General features: G+C 64.1%; 16 protein-coding genes and 1 pseudogene. 16 read left to right on the plus strand and 1 reads right to left on the minus strand.

Features of this window, described 5'->3' with window-relative positions:
* The first annotated feature begins 7 nt into the window (after nt 1–7).
* The 15 genes and pseudogenes from J7E83_RS15380 (at nt 8) to J7E83_RS15450 (ending at nt 18,497) form a co-directional block, all read left to right on the plus strand.
* Nucleotides 8–580: a histidine phosphatase family protein gene (locus J7E83_RS15380; protein WP_214964454.1), complete on the plus strand. Its 573-nt coding sequence runs from the start codon at nt 8–10 to the stop codon at nt 578–580.
* 647 nt (nt 581–1,227) lie between these two features.
* The gene (locus tag J7E83_RS15385) at nt 1,228–1,371 is read left to right on the plus strand and encodes a hypothetical protein (RefSeq protein ID WP_214963806.1); all 144 of its coding nucleotides are present in this window, start codon (nt 1,228–1,230) and stop codon (nt 1,369–1,371) included.
* A gap of 122 nt (nt 1,372–1,493) precedes the next feature.
* On the plus strand, nt 1,494–2,960 hold the full coding sequence (locus J7E83_RS15390) for a glycosyltransferase family 87 protein (protein WP_214963809.1): 1,467 nt from the start codon (nt 1,494–1,496) through the stop codon (nt 2,958–2,960).
* Complete coding sequence (locus tag J7E83_RS15395) at nt 2,953–4,392, plus strand: NAD(P)/FAD-dependent oxidoreductase (protein WP_214963811.1); 1,440 nt, start codon at nt 2,953–2,955, stop codon at nt 4,390–4,392. The genes J7E83_RS15390 and J7E83_RS15395 overlap by 8 nt, the downstream gene beginning before the upstream one ends.
* 100 nt (nt 4,393–4,492) lie before the next feature.
* Nucleotides 4,493–6,505 (plus strand): penicillin-binding transpeptidase domain-containing protein, encoded by a 2,013-nt coding sequence (locus J7E83_RS15400; protein ID WP_214963815.1) that lies wholly within the window; start codon nt 4,493–4,495, stop codon nt 6,503–6,505.
* A gap of 45 nt (nt 6,506–6,550) precedes the next feature.
* Complete coding sequence (locus tag J7E83_RS15405; protein WP_214963817.1) at nt 6,551–8,233, plus strand: ABC-F family ATP-binding cassette domain-containing protein; 1,683 nt, start codon at nt 6,551–6,553, stop codon at nt 8,231–8,233.
* Between the two features lie 215 nt (nt 8,234–8,448).
* Entirely contained in the window at nt 8,449–9,222 is a 774-nt protein-coding gene (locus tag J7E83_RS15410) for a DeoR/GlpR family DNA-binding transcription regulator (RefSeq protein WP_214963819.1), read from the plus strand.
* Nucleotides 9,219–10,415: an MFS transporter gene (locus J7E83_RS15415; protein ID WP_214963821.1), complete on the plus strand. Its 1,197-nt coding sequence runs from the start codon at nt 9,219–9,221 to the stop codon at nt 10,413–10,415. The genes J7E83_RS15410 and J7E83_RS15415 overlap by 4 nt, the downstream gene beginning before the upstream one ends.
* A gap of 28 nt (nt 10,416–10,443) precedes the next feature.
* The gene (locus tag J7E83_RS15420; RefSeq protein ID WP_214963823.1) at nt 10,444–11,940 is read left to right on the plus strand and encodes a bifunctional phosphatase PAP2/diacylglycerol kinase family protein; all 1,497 of its coding nucleotides are present in this window, start codon (nt 10,444–10,446) and stop codon (nt 11,938–11,940) included.
* Nucleotides 11,941–12,092: 152 nt separating this feature from the next.
* The gene (locus J7E83_RS15425; protein WP_214963825.1) at nt 12,093–13,043 is read left to right on the plus strand and encodes an ABC transporter ATP-binding protein; all 951 of its coding nucleotides are present in this window, start codon (nt 12,093–12,095) and stop codon (nt 13,041–13,043) included.
* A 14-nt stretch (nt 13,044–13,057) separates the two neighbouring features.
* Nucleotides 13,058–13,942 (plus strand): ABC transporter permease, encoded by an 885-nt coding sequence (locus J7E83_RS15430; RefSeq protein WP_251043922.1) that lies wholly within the window; start codon nt 13,058–13,060, stop codon nt 13,940–13,942.
* A gap of 26 nt (nt 13,943–13,968) precedes the next feature.
* Nucleotides 13,969–15,386 (plus strand): annotated as a pseudogene (locus tag J7E83_RS15435) (sensor histidine kinase).
* A complete protein-coding gene (locus tag J7E83_RS15440) occupies nt 15,383–16,075 on the plus strand; it encodes a response regulator transcription factor (RefSeq protein ID WP_214963835.1) in 693 nt (230 codons plus the stop codon). The pseudogene J7E83_RS15435 and the gene J7E83_RS15440 overlap by 4 nt, the downstream one beginning before the upstream one ends.
* Nucleotides 16,076–16,157: 82 nt before the next feature.
* The gene (locus J7E83_RS15445) at nt 16,158–17,108 is read left to right on the plus strand and encodes an intradiol ring-cleavage dioxygenase (RefSeq protein ID WP_214963837.1); all 951 of its coding nucleotides are present in this window, start codon (nt 16,158–16,160) and stop codon (nt 17,106–17,108) included.
* Nucleotides 17,109–17,162: 54 nt separating this feature from the next.
* Nucleotides 17,163–18,497, plus strand: a complete 1,335-nt coding sequence (locus J7E83_RS15450; protein ID WP_214963839.1) for a M18 family aminopeptidase — start codon at nt 17,163–17,165, stop codon at nt 18,495–18,497.
* 44 nt (nt 18,498–18,541) lie between these two features.
* On the opposite strand, the gene J7E83_RS15455 is transcribed toward J7E83_RS15450, so the two are convergent.
* Nucleotides 18,542–20,770, minus strand: a complete 2,229-nt coding sequence (locus tag J7E83_RS15455) for a PKD domain-containing protein (protein WP_214963841.1) — start codon at nt 20,768–20,770, stop codon at nt 18,542–18,544.
* A gap of 537 nt (nt 20,771–21,307) precedes the next feature.
* On the opposite strand from J7E83_RS15455, the gene J7E83_RS15460 reads away from it, so the two are divergent.
* Nucleotides 21,308–22,060 (plus strand): glycosyltransferase family 2 protein, encoded by a 753-nt coding sequence (locus J7E83_RS15460; protein WP_214963843.1) that lies wholly within the window; start codon nt 21,308–21,310, stop codon nt 22,058–22,060.

Genomic DNA, 22,060 nt, shown 5'->3' on the forward strand with positions numbered 1-22,060 from the left:
CGTTCCGATGATGACGCCCCGTCCTCAGCTCTGGATTTTGCGCCACGGTGAGACCGAATGGTCGAAGAGCGGACAATACACAGGCCTCACGGACCTGCCCCTGACCGTGGAGGGCGAGCAGCAGGCAGTGGAGGCACGGAAGGTCCTGGATTCCGTTGACTTCGATCTGGTGCTGACGTCTCCCCTGCGCCGGGCCCGCCGCACGGCAGAACTGGCAGGCTTCCCTGACGCCCAGCATGAGCCCCTCGCCGTGGAATGGAACTACGGCGACTACGAGGGCATCAGCTCGGACCTGATCCGCAAAGACAACCCGGACTACCTGATCTGGACGCATGGCGTGCCCAACGGCGAAACCCTGGACGAGGTGGCTGCCCGCGCGGACAAGATCGTGGCACGGGTGCTCGAATCAGGGTTAGACAACGTGCTCATTGTGGCCCACGGACATTTCTCCAGGATTCTCACCGCGCGCTGGCTCGAGCTCCCGCCCGGCGAAGGCCGGCACTTCATCCTGGGAACGGCTAAGGTGTGCACCCTTGGCTGGGATAAAAAGACTCCGGCCATTGTCCGATGGGGACTATAAAAGCCGTATTTACAATCTTTCTTGAAATCTTTGCGGATTAAGTGGCGAACTGCTGTATTCGTAGTGTAATTTTATTTCTGACCCCAGAGCGGATTGCCGGGGTCACGGCGCACGTTGCCTGGCGAGTCAGCCCGAGCAGCGGCAGAGCGGAAAAGGAGGTTGGGAAAATGATTACTTTGACTAGCGGATGGAAGATGACCATCGCCGCGTTCCCGGCCCCTGTCGCTCATGCACGCCGTCTTGACCGACGAACTGACTCCTAGGACTCTGCGCTCCTGGTGCCCGGCACCAGTGCAGCGATAGCAGTTCAGTAGCCGCCCCGTCAGTGGGTGGCTGAAGGTCAGCGTCCGTCCATGCGGAACCCTTTGCGCAGCATCCCATAGTTCGGAACCAGCTTCTTGTTGGGTCTGCCGTGCAATTGCCTCAGGCGCCGCAATTTCGCTTTTGCGAAATCACCACTAATCAAGCCGGGCATTTCTTTGTCCAAATTTACGCCCGATATTGTCGCGACTTTAGACGGCTCTATTTGTCATGCCCATTTCCATTCCCGGATGTTCAAGGAAACGATGACCGCCTCAAATGCCGCAACATCCCGCTCCCAGCCTGTCACCCGGGCTGCCCGAAACCCGCGGAAGGAGGTGACTAAGATGATCAAGAAGATCCAGGAAATGCTGTTTTCCGGCCGCAAGCCAGTCCGTGACAGCCCCCGAAAATTCAATGGGGAACTGCTGGACGGGCATCGTGAGGACGCCTACCTACTGTTGCACCAGCAAATACGTGGCCTGAGCTGATCCAACAGTCCCTCTTCGTTCGCCTAGGAGGATCTGTTGGCCCACCTCGCCACCAATCCGCAAGGAGCCCACGCGGCGACGCGTGGGCTCCCCCGTTTAAGCACACCGGTAAGCTCGAGAGCATGCAGGAGACTAAACCGCCGGTGCACCGACGACGCGCCCGCCTGGTTGTTCCAAGCCGCAGCGACCTGCTGCTGAGGAACTTCACGGAACTGGTCGGCGGCCCCATGGGTGCACGGTCGGCCCCCGGAATTGTCTCGCCCGGCGTGTTCACAGTGGAACGCGCGCTGATCATCCTGACGGTCCTGGCCGCACTGGCCGGCATCGTCATCAAAGGCTACTGCCGCGTCAATGGCTGGGAGTCCCCTGGCCAGTTCTACGCCACGTGCTACTCCGACTTCCCCGAACTGTTCCGCAACAGGGGCTTGGGAGAAGGCACGTTCCCGTTCCTCAGCCAGGGGAGCCTGTTTGAATACCCCGTCCTCATGGGGCTGATTGCCGGAGTCACCGCATTAATGGTCCCGGGAGATGGTGTCAGTAGCTCTCGAATCCTGGGATACTTCGACGTCAACGCCACGCTCATCGCCGCGGTCTGGATTGTTACGGTGCTGGCGACTGCACGGATGTCGCATCGCCGGCCATGGGATGCGGCGATGGTGGCACTGGCGCCCGGGATCGTCCTCGCCGGAACCATCAACTGGGACATGTGGGCGGTGGGCTTTCTCGCTTTGGGGATGTATTTCTTCTCCCGTGAGCGACTGGTGCTGGCAGGGCTACTCATTGGCCTGGGCACGGCCACCAAGCTCTATCCGGTCCTGATTTTCGGAGCCATCCTGCTGCTGTCCCTGCGCACAGGGCGGATCCGCGCATTCCTGGTGACTGCCGCGGCCGGCGCCGTTTCGTGGCTGGCCGTCAACGTGCCCATTGCGGTCCTGAATCCTTCCGGCTGGAAGTACTTCTACCAGTTCACCGAGGAGAGGCCGGCCGGATACAGTTCGATCTGGTTCGCCTATAACCTGGTGGCCGACAGGCTGCGGTGGAAGATACTGGACCCGGACACTATCAACTCGTTCGCGCTGAACGCTTTTGTGGCGGCTTGCGTGGGAATCGGCCTCGTAGCCCTGACGGCTTCGCGGCGTCCCCGCCTTGCACAGCTCGTGTTCCTCATCGTGGCGGCATTCATCCTGACCAACAAGGTGTATTCGCCCCAGTTCGTGATCTGGCTGATTCCCCTTCTGGCACTGGCCAGGCCCCGATGGCGCGATTTCCTCATTTGGCAGGGCATTGAGGGCCTGCACTGGGCTGCCATTTGGATGTACCTGGGACAGGTGACCAGCGGCGGCCCGTCCCAGCACAATATAGACATGCCCTACTATGTCCTCGCCGTGGCGGCACACATGCTTGCAACGGCATATCTGATGCTGCGGGTGGTGTGGGACATTTACGATCCCGGTTACGACCCCATCCGTCGGCATGACCTGGATGACCCCCACGGCGGTCCCTTCGATGGGGCGCCCGACAGGCTGCGGCTAAGTGTCCGGCGTCCTTTCGAGTCCGTAACGCCTTGGGGAGCGAAGGTCGATGCCTGACGTCGCCGTCGTCGGCTCCGGACCCAATGGACTGGCTGCTGCCGCAGTAATGGCCAGGGCAGGGCTGTCCGTAGAGGTGTACGAGGCGGCAGAGACGATGGGCGGCGGGACCCGCACGGCCGAGCTGATGCAGCCCGGGCACATCCACGACATCTGTTCGGCGGTCCATCCGATGGCCTTGGCTTCACCTTTCTTCCGCGCGTTCGAGTTGGCGCGACGGGTGGATCTGGTAGTGCCGGAGCTTTCCTTCGGGTCACCCCTGGATGGTGGCAGGGCGGCTCTTGCCTACCGGTCCCTGGACCGCACTGCCGCTGCCCTGGGGCGCGACGGGGATGCCTACCGCAAACTGATGGGCCCGCTGGTTCATCGCATCGACGGCGTCATGGATCTCACGCAACACCAGCTTCTGCGGTTTCCGGCAGACCCTGTTGCCGCAGTCCTCTTCGGGTTGCGGACCCTTGAACAGGGCTCGCCGTTATGGAACGTACGCTTCCGCGAGGAACTGGCCCCTGCCTTGATTAGCGGCGTGGCCGCCCATGCCGTGTCGCATCTTCCGTCGCTGGCGGCCGCGGGGGCAGGGCTGATGCTGGGCGCGCTGGGCCATGCGGAAGGCTGGCCCATTCCCGTTGGCGGATCCGGCGCCATTGCAGCAGCGCTGGCTGAGGACATCAAGGCGCACCGCGGCGTGATTCACACCGGGGCGCCCGTGGAAAGCCTGCACGAACTGGGCAAACCGCGGGCCACCCTGCTTGACGTCGCACCACGAGGATTACTCAGCATCGCAGGCCTCGAACTTCCGGGCAGGTATCGGCGGTCCCTCGAGGCCTTCCGCTACGGAAACGGCTCATGCAAGGTGGACTTCATCCTCTCCGCACCGGTCCCGTGGGCGAACCAGGAACTGGCAAAGGCCGGGACAGTGCACGTCGGCGGTACCCGCGCCGAGATAGCGCACGCGGAGAACGAGGTCACGGCCGGACGACACCCGGAGCGGCCCTATGTGTTGGTGGCACAGCCGTCGCCATTCGACAGCGGCCGTGCGCCTTCCGGACGCCAGATCCTGTGGACATACTGCCATGTGCCGTCCGGATCAACGCTGGACATGGGAGAGGCCGTCACGGCGCAACTGGAGCGTTTCGCTCCCGGATTCCGCGACGTAGTAGTGCAGGCCCACGTCACCACTGCCGCGGAGCTGGCCCAGTACAACCGCAACTACGTCGGTGGTGACTTCAGCGCTGGTGTCATGGATGTGCGCGGCCTGCTCCAGAGGCCGGTCGTCTCGCCGGTTCCGTGGCGGACGCCCTTGCGTGGGGTCTACCTCTGTTCGTCTTCAACCCCGCCGGGACCCGGCGTCACAGGCATGCCGGGGTATCACGCGGCGAAGCATGCCCTCAAGGACATATTCGGGCTGCCAGTTCCCGGCCTTGGCCTCTAGGCAGCTCACCCCGTTGGATTCCGACCCCTGCGCGAGGGCCCTTGGGCCCCGGATTGGGCGTGACAGCAAGCGCATTCCAAAAAGGGGGCATAATGGCGCAGTGGGGAACTCCAAAAAACTGTCACTTGCCATAGTCGGACTCATTCTCGGCACCGGCCTGGTTGCCTGCGACGATGGCCGCGGGGGTGCCGAAAGCGCCGCCAAGCAACTTGCATCGGCGTTTTCCGCGCTCGATGTCGGATCCGTCGGCTTTGATGGCCGGGATTCCGCGGTTGCCAAGCAGCAGGTCCAGGACGTGTTCAAAGCCCTCGATCCGGACAAGCCGACCGTGGAGGCCGGCGACGTGACCCTTGATGGCGACACCGCCACGGCTCCGCTGAATTACACGTGGAAAATCGGGGCTGGTGAGTGGAAGTACACAGTCTCCGCCAAGTTCAAGAAATCCGGCGACAAGTGGCTGACGGTGTGGGACCCCACCAACCTGGTGCCCGGCCTGGCAGACAACGAAATCCTCAGCAAGGGCACCCAGGCGCCACAGCGCGCCGATATCCTGGGCGCAGGTGACGCAAAACTGGTGACCTACCGCCCCGTGGTTAATGTCGGCATCGACAAGCCCCGGCTCGGGACCGCCGACGCTGCCGCATCAGCCACCCAGCTCGCCAAACTCGTGGGTGTGGATCCGGCTGCCTACGTGCAGCAGGTGCAGGCGTCCGGCGCGGAAGCCTTCGTTTCCGCCCTCACATTGCGTGATGAGGGACGGACCATCACTGACCAGCAGATCGCTGCCATTCCGGGGGCACGGGGAATTCCCGATAACGTGCCGCTCGCGCCCAGCCGCACCTTCGCCCGGGCCGTACTCGGTTCTGTCGGGGAGGCCACAGCCGAACAGATTGATGCCTCGGGCGGCGCCCTGAGCCCAGGGGACGTGACCGGCATCGGCGGCCTGCAGCAGCAGTACGACGCCCAGCTTCGTGGCACCCCTGCCGTTGTCATCCGTGCCCAGCGGGCTGATCTCACTCGTGAAGAGATCCAAGGGGCGGCGACCGATCCCCGCAGGGTCGTCTTTCAAGTGGCGCCAACCCCGGGCACGCCCCTGAAAACCACTCTGGACCCGAATCTGCAGGCACTCGCGGAAAGTACTCTGGCCAATGTCGGTCCGGCATCCGCCATCGTCGCGATACGCCCCTCGAGCGGGGCCGTGCTTGCGGCGGCGTCGGGTCCCGGTAGCAACGGCTACAACACGGCCATGCTCGGCCAGCACGCTCCTGGATCCACGTTTAAGATGGTTGATTCACTCGCCATGCTGCGTAACGGAATGTCCCCGGATTCGAAGGTGGAATGCACGCCTACCCTTACCGTGGACGGCCGGACCTTCAAGAATGCGGAAGGCTATCCCACCTCTTCCTTGGGATCTGTGACCCTCCGGGATGCCTTCGCCCACTCCTGCAACACGGCGTTTATTTCACAGCGGGACAAGGTCGCCCAGAACCAACTCGAGGCCGCCGCCATGGCCATGGGCGTAGCCGTGGAAGCGCCCTCCCTGGGTGCGGCCGCGTTCTTGGGGTCAGTACCGGGCGCAGCCGAAGGCACCGAACACGCGGCTTCTATGATCGGCCAGGGCAAGATACTTCTCTCCCCGCTTGCGGCAGCCATTATGGCCGGTTCTGTGGCCAAGGGCTCCCCCGTTTCACCGCAGCTGGTCCTCAATCCGGGCGCAGGCGCTGCCGCGGCAGGGAAGACCGGCGACCCGACAGCAGGCGCTGCTTCGCCGTCGGCATCTGTTGCGCCGTCGCCGTCGTCCACCGTTACGCCGGAGGCACCGTCCAAGGCGTCGGACAAGCCGATCACCGCGGCGGAGGCTGCAGCACTGTCAGACATGATGCGTGCCGTTGTTACGTCAGGCCATGCGGGCTTCCTGTCCAGCGTTCCTGGTGCGCCTGTGGGGGCCAAGACCGGCACGGCGGAATTTGGCAACGACAACCCGCCCAAGACGCATGCCTGGATTGTGGCCGTGCACGGTGACCTGGCGGTTGCTGTCTTCGTGGAGGATGGCGGCCTCGGAGCCACCACGTCCGGTCCGCTGCTCAAGCAGTTCCTCACCGCTGCGGGCTGACACGCACGAACTGCGGCGTGCTACGGCCGTGGGAAGATTGTTGGCGTGGCCCATATTGACGTCTCCGGCATCGACTACTTCCTCTCCGACGGTACCCAATTGCTCAACGGTGTGACTTTCAAGGTCCCGGACGGCACCAAAACGGCCCTTATCGGCCCCAACGGCACCGGCAAAACCACACTGTTCCGCATCATCTCCGGCGACCTTACGCCGGACGAAGGCGCGATCGGCCGGTCCGGCAACATGGGCATCATGGGCCAGTTCGTGGGCCAGGTCAGGGATGACTCAACCGTCCGCGATCTCTTGGTGTCCGCCGCGCCACCGGCACTGGCGGCGGCTGCCCGCGAAGTTGACGAGTCTGAACTCGCCATGATGGAGCACGACGACGAACCCACCCAGATGCGGTACGCCCAGGCGGTCGTGGACTGGGGCGATGCAGGTGGCTACGACGTGGAGACCGTCTGGGACGAAGTGTGCATGGCCGCTCTGGGCGTGCCGTTTGACCGTGCGCAGCACCGCCCGGCGTCGAGCCTTTCCGGCGGCGAGCAGAAGCGGCTGGTCCTGGAGGCGCTGTTTGCCGGCCCCGACGAACTGCTGCTCCTGGACGAACCGGACAACTATCTGGACGTTCCGGGCAAGCGCTGGCTGGAGGACAAGCTCAACGAGTCCAAGAAGACCGTGTTCTTCATCAGCCACGACCGCGAGTTGCTGAACAACGCCGCGGGACGCATCGTCACCCTGGAGCCCGGCATCAACGGGGCCGGTGCATGGGTCCACGGTGGCGGCTTTGGCTCCTACGTGGACGCCCGGGCCGACCGGAATGCCCGCTTCGAGGAACTCCGCAAGCGTTGGGACGAGGAGCACGTGAAGCTCAAGGAACTCGTCAACATGTACAAGAACAAGGCAGCGTTCCGCTCGGATATGGCCAACCGTTACCACGCGGCCCAGACCCGGCTGGCGAAATTCCTGGAGGCCGGCCCGCCGGAGGCTCTCCCGATTGAACAAAACGTACACATGCGGCTCAAGGGCGGCCGCACGGCCAAACGCGCCATCGTGGCCGAGAAGCTGGAGCTGACCGGGCTGATGAAGCCCTTCTCCACCGAGGTGTGGTTCGGTGACCGCGTGGGTGTGCTTGGTTCCAACGGCTCCGGCAAGAGCCACTTCCTGCGGCTGCTCGCCATGGGCGGCACGGATCCTGAACGGGAGCACGTGCCCGTGTCCGACGTCGAGATCGCCGAGGTACCGCACGAAGGCACCGTGAAGCTCGGCGCCCGCATCCGGCCCGGCTTCTTTGCCCAGACCCACGTCCGGCCGGATCTCCTGGGCAAAACACTCCTGGAGATCCTTCACCGCGGAGACGAGCACCGTTCCGGGCTGGGCCGCGAAGCCGCCGCCGGGGCCCTGGACGGCTACGGCCTGGCCGGGCAGTCCGAGCAGAAGTACGAGTCCCTGTCTGGCGGTCAACAGGCCCGGTTCCAGATCCTCCTGCTGCAGCTGTCCGGAGCCACGCTGTTGCTGCTGGACGAGCCCACTGACAACCTCGACCTGCACTCGGCCGAGGCGCTGGAGAGGGCCATAGACCACTTCGAAGGAACGGTCCTTGCCGTCACCCACGACCGCTGGTTTGCCCGGACGTTTGACCGCTTCCTCGTATTCGGATCCGACGGCCGCGTGTACGAATCCGCTGAGCCCGTGTGGGATGAGAAGAGGGTGGAGCGCGCCCGCTGATCAGGACGCTCTCTCACATCCTGCGTGTTTTTCATGGACCCTCTCTCACTGAGTGAGAGAGGGTTCGTGCTTTTGGTGCAGGAAGTGAGAGAGGGTTGGGCTGGGGCAACAGTCTTGCGCTGGGATTCGGACCCGTCGGGGGCGAAGATGACCCCTTGGCCGGAGGGAAGTGATCACGCCGTGTTTAAATGATCAAGACTTGCTAGCATTTGAGCATGAAGACAGACGAACGGCACCGTCTTATCGGGGAGTTGTTGCGCAAGCGGGCCGAGATGACAGTGGACGAGCTGTCCGCCGCCTGCGATGCTTCTGGTGCCACGATCCGCCGGGACCTTGAGGTGCTCGCGGCCCACGGGGTCCTGCGCCGTGTCCACGGCGGCGCCAAGAGCCTGATCGTCCGCGGAGAGAACCCGGGTTACGGCCAGCGGGAACTGGAGGATCAAAGCATCAAGGTCCGGATCGCTTCCGCCGTGGCTGGACTGCTGCGGGACCGGGAGCATGTCTGGCTGGACAGTGGCACCACTGCCACACAGATCGCACGGAGCCTGCGGGGCCGCGACCTGACGCTGATGCCCATGTCCATTCGTGCGCTGAACGCGGTTACGGGCGAAGACCAGGCCGCCGGCCAGCGCCCCGCCCTGCTGCTTCCCGGCGGCAGCCTCATCCCCGGTGAGCTATGCTTCCGCGGGCCCCTCGCGGAATCGAACATCCGCTCGCTTCGCTTCGACACCGCGGTAGTCACGCCCTGCGCCCTAAACCTCAAGGACGGACTGCTGGCCCACGACCTCGACGACGCAGCCGTGAAACGAGCCGGCCTTGAATCGGCTGGCCGGGTGATCGTTGCCTGCGGCGGCTCCAAGTGGAATGCCAACGCCGTTGCACTCGTGGCGGGCTTGGCGTCGGTGGACGTGATTGTGACGGAAAAGAACCTTAGTGCGGAAGAACTCGCACAACTCAACAAGCTCTCGGTGGAAGTAGTGAACGTATGAGCATCAACACCAGCACCAAAGCCGGTCCGGCACTCAAGGCAGCAGCAGCCGCGACCTTCGTGGTCTTCGGAATCAACGGACTGGTCTTTGCCAGTTGGGCCGCGAGGATCCCGGCCGTTACGGAAACCCTCCAGGTGACCTCCGGGCAGATGGGCACGCTCCTGCTGTGCGCGGCCATTGGGTCGCTGCTGGCGCTTCCGACGGCGGGTCTGGTGGTGAGCAGGATCGGCACCGCAAACACCATCCGCGCCAGCGGGCTGATGGTTACGTTGGCCAGCATAGGTATTGCACTGTCCCTCTCGGGTGAATCCAAAGTGGGAACGGCTGTCTGCTTGTTTTTCTTCGGAATCGGCATCGGTCTTTGGGACGTGTCCCAAAACATCGAAGGAGCAGACGTCGAACACCGGCTCCGGCGCACCATCATGCCGCAGTTCCACGCTGCCTTCAGTGGCGGAGCTTTCATTGGTGCACTGATCGGCGCCGGGCTTTCAAACGTTGGAGTTGGCCTGCCGGTGCACCTGCTGGCTATCGCCGCGCTGGTGGCCCTTGCGACGATGCTGACGCCGCGCTACTTCCTTCCCCACGCTGCAGTGGCCGAGCCCGCCGAGGGTGAGCCCAAGGCGCCGAAGGGACCCTCGGCCTGGCGGGAAAGCCGCACCGTGCTGATCGGGGTAGTGGTCCTGGGTGCCACGCTGACCGAGGGCGCCGGAAATGACTGGATCTCGAAGGCCTCTGTCGACGGTTTGGGCACTTCGGAATCCACCGGTGCACTGATGTTTGCCCTCTTTGTGCTGGCCATGACGTGCATGCGCTTCTTCGGCGGCCGTGTGATCGACGCGTATGGCCGCGTGGCGGTGTTGCGGGCCAGCATGGCGGCAGCAGCAGCTGGCCTTTGCCTGTTTGTCCTGGCCGGAAACGTCTGGCTGGCCGCAGCGGGTGCCGCCCTGTGGGGGATTGGCGCAGCACTCGCATTCCCGATGGGGATGTCCGCTGCGGCCGATGATCCGCAGCGTGCAGCCGTCCGGGTTTCTGTTGTATCCACGCTTGGGTATATTTCCTTCCTCGCGGGCCCGCCGCTGCTGGGATACCTGGGCGACCTCACGGGAATCCGGCTGGCACTGCTGGCCATCCTCGCACCGATCGTGCTTGCCCTTGTCCTGGCTGGCGCGGCCAGGCCTCTGCCTTCAAAGTAGGCAGCCACACCGGCGGTAGGGTGGGGAGATGCACAGCACCTGGCGCAAAGGCCCTGGATGGATCAGCCGCTTTGACCGGCATCTGGTGCGCGGCGTTTCGGCGTTCCCCGGCGGAAACCATGACGAGTTCTTCCGGCGGCTCTCTGCGTCCGCCAACCACGGAAAGCTCTGGATTGGTGTGGCAGCCGTGATGGCAGCGTTCCGTGGAAAGCCCCGCCGGGCCGCGCTGCACGGCCTTATCGCCCAGGCAGTTGCCTCCGCCGTGACCAACGTGGTGTTTAAGACCTTGCTGCCCCGGACCCGTCCCCTGCCTGAGCATCTTCCCGTGTTCCGCTTCGTCCACCCGCAGCCCAAGAGCTCCTCCATGCCATCCGGACATTCGGCGTCGGCCACAGCATTCGCGGTGGGGGCCGGGCTCGTCAAGCCCTCGCTCGGCGCCGTTCTGGCCCCGGCAGCCGCGGGAGTCGCCTATTCGCGGGTACATACCGGCGCGCACTGGCCATCGGACGTCCTGTTCGGCTCCGCCATTGGCGCAGGGGCCGCATTGATCACCCGCAAATGGTGGCCCGTGCGTCCGCCGTTTCCGGACACGGCCCGCACCTGGACGACAGCCCCGGAACTCCCCGGAGGTGAGGGCCTCAGCATAGTAGTCAACACCCTCGGAGGCTCCTTCACCGACGAGACCGCAGCAGCGTTGCAAGACGTATTCCCTAAGGCGTATATAAAGTCGGTTCACCCCGGCGAGAACCTCGTGGATGAGATCCGATCCACTGTCGCCGTCCCCGGAACCAGGGCACTTGGCGTGTGGGGTGGCGACGGCACGGTGGGTGCAGCGGCCGCTGCGGCCGTCGGCCATTCCCTCCCGCTGCTTGTGCTGCCCGGGGGAACACTTAACCACTTCGCCCGCGATGCGGGCATCAGCAGCCTCAAAGATGCCGTGGAGGCCGCCTCAGGTGGCGAGGCAGCCCTTGCCGATGTTGGCGTGGTGTCTCTGGAGCGTGGCATGGCAGGGAATCCCGAGAACGCGGAACTCATCATGCTGAACACGGCGAGCATCGGCATGTACCCCAACCTGGTCAGGCGCCGCGAGCACCTTCAACCTGCCCTCGGCAAGCCCTTGGCCGGAGTAGTGGCCATGTTCCGGACGTTCGCCGCCGGCACACCCACCACACTGATCGTGGACGGGATGCGGCACAAGCTCTGGATCGCCTATGTCGGCCGCGGCCGGTACTACCCCCGGGACCACGCACCCCTGCTGCGTCCGGTCCTCGACGACGGAGTGCTGGATATCCGGATGATCACCGCCGATGAATCCTTCGCCCGGCTGCGCCTGCTGTGGTCCGTCCTGACAGGAACTGTGGCCACATCCCGGATCACACACCTCAGGGAGGCCACGCGCGTCCGCATCGAATCGGCAGGTTCGCCGATGGTTCTGGCGGTCGACGGCGAGGCCCTGGCGGGAGTACGAAGTGTCGAGTTCCGAGTGGAACGGCACGCCCTGGCCTACTACTCGCCACGACGCTGACGCATTCCGGTCATCCGTCCGGACTACCCTGAATCAACCCTGAATCATCCCTGAGACCGGCGAAACCCGCGCCTCCCGTCTGTAGCGTTGAGGATGCACACCACACATCCCTGCATCCCGCAGCCACAGCTGCCGTTCGAAGGAACACTCCCATGATCGAGGCAAAAGGCCTGACCAAGGTCTACGGCGGCAAGGCCGCAGTCGGCGGCGTCAGTTTTACCGTCCAGGCGGGGCAGGTTACGGGCTTCCTGGGCCCCAACGGCGCCGGCAAATCAACCACGATGCGCATGGTCATGGGACTGGACCGGCCGACGTCGGGCACGGTCACCGTCAACGGACTCCCGTATGCCGAACACAAAGCGCCGCTTCACGAGGTAGGCGCGCTGCTGGACGCCAAGGCCGTCCACACGAGCCGCAGCGCCTACAACCACCTGCTGGCCATGGCGGCAACGCACAACATCCCCAAGTCGCGGGTGCATGAGGTCATAGAGATGACGGGCCTGGAGGCCGTGGCGAAAAAGAAGGCGGGCGGGTTCTCGCTCGGGATGGGGCAGCGTCTGGGCATTGCCGCGGCCCTGCTTGGTGACCCACAGACCCTGATCCTGGACGAACCGGTCAACGGCCTGGATCCGGAGGGTGTTCTCTGGGTCCGCAACCTGGTGAGGTACCTGGCCGATCAGGGCAAAACGGTGTTCCTCTCCTCGCACCTGATGAGCGAGATGGCCCAGACCGCGGACCACCTGATTGTGATCGGCCGGGGACGAATCATTGCCGATGCCCCCGTCGAGCAGATCATTGCCGGTACGCGCCAGGCACGCACGCTGGTCCGCACCTCCTCAGCCTCGCAACTGTCCGCGCTCCTGGCCGGGGAAGGCGTGAAGGTGGACCAGAGCGAGGCCGAGACCTTGGAAGTGACCGGGATGGATTCGCGGCAGATCGCCCAGGTCGCGCTGGAGAACCGCGTGCTGGTCTATGAGCTCACCCCGCAGCTTTCGTCCCTGGAGGACGCATATTTCGATCTCACCAAGGACGAGGTGGAGTACCACTCGCACTTGTCCGGCGGACCCACCGAGGCATACGCCACGGCAACGGCAGGAAAGTAAGGACGATGACCACCATGACTGAAACCCGCACCCCTGTCCGTTCTACCGCAGGTTCAGGCAGCGTGACCTTCGGAGGAGTGCTGAGGTCCGAATGGATCAAGCTCCGGTCACTGATGTCCACCCGCATCCTGCTGCTGCTCACCCTCGTGGCCATCATCGGCGTCGGCGGCCTTGCCGTCCTCATCCGGTACTCCGTCCTGGAAAACATGGCGCGCACTGCACGGGACCAGGGCCAGACCATGACCCCGGACATGATGGAAAAGAGCTTTCCTCCCGGATCGGGCTTTGATCTCTACAACCTGCCCAACGCCGGCCTGCAGATCGGCATCCTGGTGCTGGGCTCCCTGGCTGTCCTGTTCATTTCCTCGGAATATGCCACGGGGATGATCCGCTCCACCATGAACGCGGTCCCCCGCCGGACCCCGGCCTTCGTGGCAAAGGCCATCCTGCTGGCCGTGGTTTCCTACGTCATCACCACCCTTGCAGCAGTGGTCACGTTCCTTATTGCCATGCCGGTGTTCCGGGGACTGGGCTTTGATCTTGGCTGGTTTACTGACGGTGTCCTGTACAGCGTGTTCACGGGCGGCCTCTACGTGTCCGGTGTGGCACTGATCGGCCTGTCGCTGGGGACCCTGCTGCGCAACTCGGCCGGTGGCATTACCGTCCTGGTGGGCCTGTTCTTCGTCCTGTCCATTGCTTCCAGCTTTATGACCTTCATTCCCGGTGACTTCTGGAAGTACGTGCCGCAGTACATCCCCAGTGAGGCCGGCGGGCGCTTCCTTTCCATCGGCCACACCGACGGTGTGATCGACCCCTGGCAGGGCGGCCTGATCTTCCTGGGCTACGTTCTGCTGTTCGTGGTGCCAGCCATGATCGTGCTGAAGAAGCGCGACGTCTAGGAAGCCGCAGCGTCTAGGCTCAGACCATGAACGACCCGCTACCAGTGAAGGACGCGCCGGCTGGCCAGGCCGACGCGTCCTTTGCCGAAATCACGGCAAAGCGCCGCGGCCTGCTCCGCCGCTACCTCTACAAGCATCCGCGGATGATGGACGCGGTGGTGGCCCTTTGCTATGCGCTGCTGGTGGCTCCAACGGTGGTGGATGCGCTCATGTCAGGGGCATGGCTGGCCGCCGCCCTCCTTGTGGCAGTAGCCGGAGCATTGTTTTTCCGGCGTACCTATCCCGTCGCGCTGGTGGCCTTCGTGGCCGTAGTGGAAGTCGCTGTCACCCTCCTTCATCCCTGGGGCTCGAACGTTTCGGCCGGGCTGTGGTTTTCGCTGTACGCCGTGGCCGCCATGCAGAAGCGGCGGTTCGCGCTCATCACGCTCGCTGCGGCCACCGCGCCACTTGCTTTGCTGTACCTCCTCGCCGCCGTCGGCCCGATGGACAACTCGTTCGTCCATGAGGCCGGGCCGAATCCGGCGGACTTCCATCTCCTGACCAGCATTGCCACGGGTGCCACTATTGCACTGTCCAACGTCATCGCCACCGGCATCGGGATCTCTGTACGGCAGCGGCGCGAACATGAGCAGGAAATCGCTGCGTGGGCCGCCCGGACGGCCGGCCTTGCATCCGTGAACGAACGCACCCGGATTGCCCGTGAAATGCACGACGTCGTGGCCCACTCGCTGACGGTGATGATCAGCCTCTCGGACGGCGCCGCCGTCGTAGTCAGGAAGAGCCCCGAGCGCGCGGGCGAGGTGCTCGGTGAGCTGTCCGCACGGGCCGGACCGCGCTTGCGGACATGCGACGCGTACTCGGCGTGCTCCGGGACGACGCCGGAGGGGCGGCGCCCCGGCAGCCGCTCGCGTCCGCAGACAGCCTGGACAAGTTGCTGGAGGGTTTTCGAACCGCGGGCCTGCCGCTGCACTACTCGCACACAGGTCCGGCACTGCCCCAGGACGCGGCCTTCCAGCTGACCGTCTACCGGATAGTGCAGGAGTCCCTCACGAACGTGCTCCGGTACGCCCGTGCCATCAGCCGGGTTGACGTCGGGATTGTCCGCGCCGGTTCCACCGTCACGATTGAAGTGCTCGACGACGGCAGCGGGTCAGCGGGGCAGGGAACCGTTGAGGCCGGTCCGGTGGGTTCAGGCCAGGCGGGGTCCGGGCAGGCAGGGGGGCCTGGGCCGGGATCCGGTCCCGTTTGGGGATCGGGGCAGGGGCTGGCAGGCATGGCCGAGCGTGCCCGCATCTACTCCGGCACGGTAGAGGCCGGCCGGAAAGGCCAGGGCTGGAGCGTGCGGGCCGTCCTGGCGTGGCCCGGGGAACGGGCGGACGAACTGCCTCCGGGAGGAAATGGCCATCTCCACAAACCAGCCGAACAACTGCAAGGCAGAACATGACTGAGAGACAAGGGATCACCGTCCTGCTGGTGGATGACCAGCCTCTCCTCAGGATGGGCTTCCGGCTGATCCTCGAAGGCGAAGATGACCTCCAGATCCTGGGCGAGGCTTCCGACGGCGCTGAGGCGGTGCGGCTGGTCCGTGAACTGAGCCCCGACGTGGTGCTGATGGATGTCCGGATGCCGGTGCTGGACGGCATTGAGGCGACGCGTGCCATCACTGCCACCGGCTCCGGTGCCAGGATCATCATCCTGACCACGTTCGACGTGGATGAGTACGCCTTCGCCGGTCTGCAGGCGGGCGCCTCCGCGTTCCTCTTGAAGGACGTGGCACCCGAGGAACTAATCAGTGCTGTCCGGGTGGTCGCCAGCGGGGATGCGGTGGTGGCGCCCCGGGTCACGCAGCGGCTCCTGGAAACGTACGTGCGGGGAGCCGACCGGCCGGCGCCTGCTGCCGCCACGAAGGATCCACTGCTGGAGGATCTCACACCCCGCGAAACGGAGATGCTGGAGGCCATGGCCGAAGGACTCTCCAACGGCGAGATCGCCCACCGGTATTTCCTGTCGGAAGCGACGGTCAAGACCCACGTCCGCAGGATCCTCACCAAACTCCATCTGCGGGACCGCGTCCAGGCTGTGGTGTACGCCTACGAGACAGGCTTGGTGGTCCCGAGCAACCCTGACTACTAAGAGCTCTGGTGCGCCGGCCACTCACAGCCTCCTCACAGGAAGACACTATGCGCGACATAGTGCCAGCTACTTTGATGGACCCATGAACCCTTCACATGCACCCTCTGATCCCCACACTTCCCTTGACCGGACCCTGCAGGTCCCGCACCCCAGCCATGATCGAGGGCTTGAGTTCGACCTCTCTACGCTCATGAGCCGCCGCTCGCTGGGGATGTTCATCGGCGCCGGCGGCGCCGCCGTGGCTTTGGCCGCGTGCACTCCAGCCGGGTCGACCTCCACAGCCAGCACGTCGGCGTCGGGGGCGACCGGAACTGCCACGGAGACTGCCACCGTAAGTGCAGCCGCCACGCCGGCCACTTCGGCGGCTACCGCCAGCCCCACCCTGACCCGGGCCATCGCAGAGTGCGGGGTGGAAATTCCGGAGGAAACGGCGGGACCCTACCCCGGCGACGGCTCCAATGGCCCCAACGTCCTGGAGGCTTCGGGCGTGGTGCGACAGGACATTACCTCGAGCTTCGGGACGTCCACGACCAAGGCCGAAGGCGTGCCGCTGACCATCACCCTGACACTCCTGGACAACGCCAACGGCTGCGTCCCGCTGGCGGGAGCCGCCGTCTATGCCTGGCACTGCGACCGGAGTGGAAAGTACTCCATGTACGATGCCGGGCTCGCGAACGAAAATTACCTCCGGGGGGTCCAGGAAGCCGACGCCAACGGTCAAGTCACTTTCACCTCCATTTTCCCGGGCGCATACTCCGGGCGGTGGCCCCACATCCACTTTGAGGTGTTCGAGTCCATGAGTAATGCCACTTCCGCCGGGCAGGTGCTGGCTGTTTCCCAGATCGCCCTCACCCAGGCGGCCTGTGATGACGTTTACGCCACGGCGGGCTACGAGGCGAGTGTGGCCAACATGAAGCGCACCACCCTAAAGTCGGACAATGTGTTCGGGGACGACGGCGGCACCTACCAGCTCGCCGCTATGAGCGGTTCGGCAGCTTCCGGATACACAGCTGGGCTCAACGTCACCATCTAGCCGCCGGTCTGGCGGCCGTAATGCCGGCTGTCTGCCGGCATTAGACTCGACACCATGCCTTCACCTTCCACCGCCGAAGCCCACATCCAGGACCTTGGCGCATTTGTCAGCGCATCGCCGTCGAGCTTTCACGCAGTCCACGAAGCGGCGCAGAGGCTTGAGGCGGCCGGTTTTACCGGCCTGGACGAGGTGGAACCCTGGGAGGGCGGGGCTGGCAAGTACTTCCTGATCCGCGACGGGGCACTGGTTGCCTGGGTGGTCCCGGAAGGGGCCGGCCCCGCCACCGGGTTCAATATCCTGGGCGCGCACACGGATTCGCCGTCGTTCAAGCTCAAGCCGAAGCCCACCATCGGCGCCCACGGCTGGCTTCAGGCTGGCGTGGAGATTTACGGCGGACCGCTCCTGAACTCCTGGCTTGACCGTGAGCTGCAACTGGCCGGCAGGCTGGTCCTGCATGACGGGACGCAGCACCTGACCGCCACCGGCCCCATGCTCCGCTTCCCGCAGTTGGCCATCCACCTGGACCGCGCCGTGAACGACGGCCTCACCCTGGACAAGCAGCGGCACATGAACCCTGTCTGGGGATTGGGCAACCCTGCGGAAGCGGACCTGCTGGCTGTTTTGGCGTCGCATGTACCGGATGCGTCCGTTAATGTGGCGGAGATCGGCGGGTACGACGTCGTTGTTGCGGACACGCAGGCCCCAGCGGTTTTCGGGGCCGGCGGTGAATTCTTCGCCTCCGGACGACTGGACAACCTTTCAGCCACGCATGCGGGGCTGGCGGCGCTCATCGCGCACGCGTCGCGCGCTTCCAGTGGCTCCTCCGCCGGCAGCGCTACCGGCGGCGCCGGAGCGCCGATAGCCGTCCTGGCGGCGTTCGACCACGAGGAAATTGGCTCGAATTCGCGTTCTGGTGCATGCGGGCCCGTCCTCGAGGATGTGCTGGTGCGTATTTCGGACGGACTCGGCGCCACGGTGAGCCAGCGGCGGCAGGCGCTCGCGGCGTCGTTCTGTGTCTCTGCGGACGCCGGGCACGCGGTCCACCCCAACTATCCGGAGCGGCATGATCCCGCCAACCACCCTGTGCTCAACGGCGGTCCGCTGCTGAAGATCAACGCCAACCAGCGCTACGCCACCGACGCCAACGGTGCTGCCTTCTGGGCCCGTCTCTGCGCCGAGGCTAAGGTGCCCTACCAGGAATTCGTTTCGAACAATGTGATGCCTTGTGGCTCCACCATCGGTCCCCTCACCGCCACCCGCTTGGGAATCCGGACGGTGGACGTCGGGGTTCCGCTCCTGTCCATGCACTCCGCCCGCGAACTCTGCGGCGTGCAGGACCCGCACCGGCTGGCCACGGTCACGGAGTTGTTCTTCCGGACTGCCGCGTAGGGCTCGTCAGGGGCGTGCGGAACTCAATACCGGGCCCGCTAGTTTCAGCTCGCCGGTTTCAGTGCTGTCCGCCAGACGGCAGCCGCTCTGGCTGCGCTGAAGGTCCAGGTGGCAGTGCCGGTGGCTCCCGCAGTTGTCTGCGCCTGATCGGCAAGTTCGGCTATTTGACCGGCGGCGGCTTCCCAGCGCTCGGTCCAGCCGCCCGGCGGGGATACGACGGGCGCGGCGCAATCGCACGCAGCGCCGCCAATCAGCATCGCGCCGTTGCTGGCCGTGGTGATGCTCGGTGCGGTGATAGCGGTGGCCGAATAGCTCGTATCCACAACAGTGGCGACTGAAGTGTCCAGTGGGGTGGTGTTGTTGACCCCGCGGTAGCCGGTAATTCCCCCGCCCCACTTCGCGGCTGAGCTCAAGCTCCAGGTGTAGGTTAACGGGTCGGATTCTCCCACCACGTGATAGTAAACGAATGCCCGGGCCCCGGACGTCGACGAACTGTTTATCGACAGGGCGTTCACGATGGGTGTCCAGCCGGCCGGTACCGAAGCCATCGATGGGTTCAGGTCGGCGGTGATGGAGGCGATCAGCACATCACCGGCTGTGGTGCCTGAGGGTGCCGACAGCCCCGCTGCGGTCCCCGCTGTCGATGAATAGGTGGTGGTGGAGCCCACTGCTGTCACCCCTGTCGCCGTGGTGGCGGGGCTAACCGCGATAGTGGCGGTAGCAGAGTTCGAACCCGCACTATTGGTCGCAGTGAGCGTCACCGTGTACGTGCCGGCCGCGGAATAAGAATGGGAAGGACTCTGTATTGAGGACGTGCCGCCGTCGCCGAAGTTCCAGGCCCAGGAGGTGGGGCGGCCTGTCGAGGTGTCGATAAAGCTGACGTTCAGCGGGGCCGTCCCGGAGGTGGGTGTGGCTGTGAAGGACGCCACGGGGGCCTGCGGGGCTGAGCCCAACGGACGGTCCGAGAACCAGTAGCGTTTTGCCACGTTGTCGCTAGCCATCACCACCAGGCCTGTTGAGTTGTCCACGCTCTGCTTGGTTGTGGTGACGTCATTCATGTTGGAGGAGGAGGCACTCTGGATAATCGGAGTACCCCGCCCTGACCCGAAGACCGGGTTGTCCATGGAGGCAGTCTTCTCGTAGATGCTTCCGGCAACACCCGAATACGCGCATCCGCTCACTGACGTCGGCGGAGCGGTCTGGAAGGCCCGCACCAGATTGTTCTGGGTGTCCAGCACTATCTGGGGGCGGGACACGCAGTCACCGATCTTTGAGATGGTGGACTGGGTGAATGAGCCGGTTCCCGGCTTGAACGTCAGCAGGAGCAACTGCGGCAGGGTGGGGTCCGAGGACGTGTCGTTGAGGCTTGTCTTGATGGCGGCGAAGACCCGGCCGGTGGTATCTGCCTGCAGGGTCTTGAGGTTCAAGTGGTCATCCGCCTGACCTTTGCCCCGGATGGCCGGTTGGACCTTCCAGGATGCGGTGGCGGCGTCGCCATCCTTGTGCGTAGCCCACCACACCGTATCGCTGAGGTGATCGCTCCACATCACGCCAATGTTGTCCTTGCTGAAGGCAACCACGGCGGAGATGTCATCAGGAGCGGGGTTCGGATTCGGATTGGTGACGGGAAGGACGAACGGCGATCCCCAGACGGCGCCACTGTTCGCCGAGTAGTTCATGTAAACCGCGTTGGTGAATCCTGTCGTCGAGTTTCCGCCTACTTGCGTCCATGTGGCCCAAACGCCGCCCAAGGAGTCGATGTCGATGGTCATGGATTCACTGGAATTATCGGTGATCATTGTGGGAAAGCCGCTGTCTAGCTTGTAGCTGCCGTTTACGTAGCTGTACCTGTACAGCTTGGCTGGCTGTCCGGAAAGCGAGGGCTTGGGAGTCCCGTCGCCGGTGATGGTTGCCACGTGGGAGGCGATATACAGATGGCTCCCGTCCCAGAGGGTGTCCGCGAGCGTGCTGCCACGGCTGTCATTAAGCAGCCCGGTGTCCACCCAAGTTTCAGTTCCACGGTCTAGCCGGTAGATGTGCCAGCCGCTGCCCGTCGTCCACAGGTCCGCCCACCACGAACCGTCGTTCCACCACAACTTGCTCTGGGGCTTGTCCGAAGTGGGCGGATTGCTGACGCCGGAATAGCTGACGCTGGGGGTTCCATAACTACCGTCTGCCCACGCACTGCTGGCATTTACGATGAAGGTCCCCGCGATGAGGGTGGCCAGGACGAGCGTCTGGCTAAGCCAGCTGATGGAACTTTTTGTCTTCATTGCTGATCTCCTGGGCCTTTGAAATTGCACATCCGAGGTCCCGATATACGTCGACCCAGAAACGACAGAATCCCAGTTATGCGACAGCGTAGTCCCTGGCATGAGGAAGCGCAATGAATTCTCAGGCCGGCTAGGCAATTACCCCTATACCTAAGTATTTGTCCGGAACATAACCCCTATACCTAAGTTTTAAACCGGCAAATAAACCCGGTACCTAGGTAGGGAGCGCAGTTAGGGGCGCAAAAGGTGAGTACCTACTACTGGTGACAGTCCTCCGGGACCGCCCCTAGTCTTTCCTTACGGGCAGAGTCAAAGGCAATGAGAGCTGGGGCCAGAGACCAGACCATGACCGGATAAGTACTAGAAGCGCGCTCTTCGTCTGAGTTGAGCGCGAGGTCGTCTGAAAAGTCCGTTTACTGTCATGAAGTGGTGAGGCCTTTGTCTATTTCCACCCAGCTTCCAATTTCGTTCCCTGCGCCGGCCGTTTGGTCACCGAGGGCGTCAGTGAGTGTGGTCATCCCAACCCTGAATGAAGCAATGAATCTCCCGTGGGTACTTCGACGCATGCCGTCGTATGTGGACGAGGTGGTCATTGTGGATGGACGCTCCGAGGATCATACCGTCGATGTTGCCCGCGCACTTCGTGTGGACGTCGTCGTAGTTGATGAGCAGCAGAAGGGAAAAGGTGTTGCACTCCGTGCCGGATTCGCCGCAGCCTCCGGCGATATCATCGTCATGCTGGATGCCGACGGAAGTATGGATCCCCAGGAGATTGGGTGGTTCGTCTCCCCGCTCCAGCATGACTATGACTTCGTGAAGGGGTCACGTTATGTCACCGGGGGCGGGTCCGAAGACATAACGTTCTTACGGAGTGCCGGCAACCGCGCGCTTACCGGGTTGGCCAACGCCGTATTGCGCAGTAACTACTCCGATCTTTGCTACGGATACATAGCGTTCCGGAGGGAGTGCCTGGAGGTTTTGCAGCTGGAGTCGGACGGGTTCGAAATCGAAACTGAGCTGATTGTCCGCGCAGCCAGGGCCGGTCTTCGCATTGCCGAGGTGCCCAGCATTGAGCTGGACCGCATCTCCGGGGCCTCGCATCTGCAGACATTCCGTGACGGGTGGCGGGTCCTTGCTACGCTCGCGCGGGAATGTGCGTTGTGGGAGGCGCCCACGGCAGGTGCCCGGCCGGAGGCCCTTCGGAGAGTGAAGTATGCGTATGCCAACGTGAAGTTTCCGCACACACCCACGGATCCTCAGAGCATTCTCTCACTGGCGCAGGGACTATAA

This window comes from Arthrobacter sp. ISL-48 (genome assembly GCF_018613805.1).
Classification (GTDB): Bacteria; Actinomycetota; Actinomycetes; order Actinomycetales; family Micrococcaceae; genus Arthrobacter.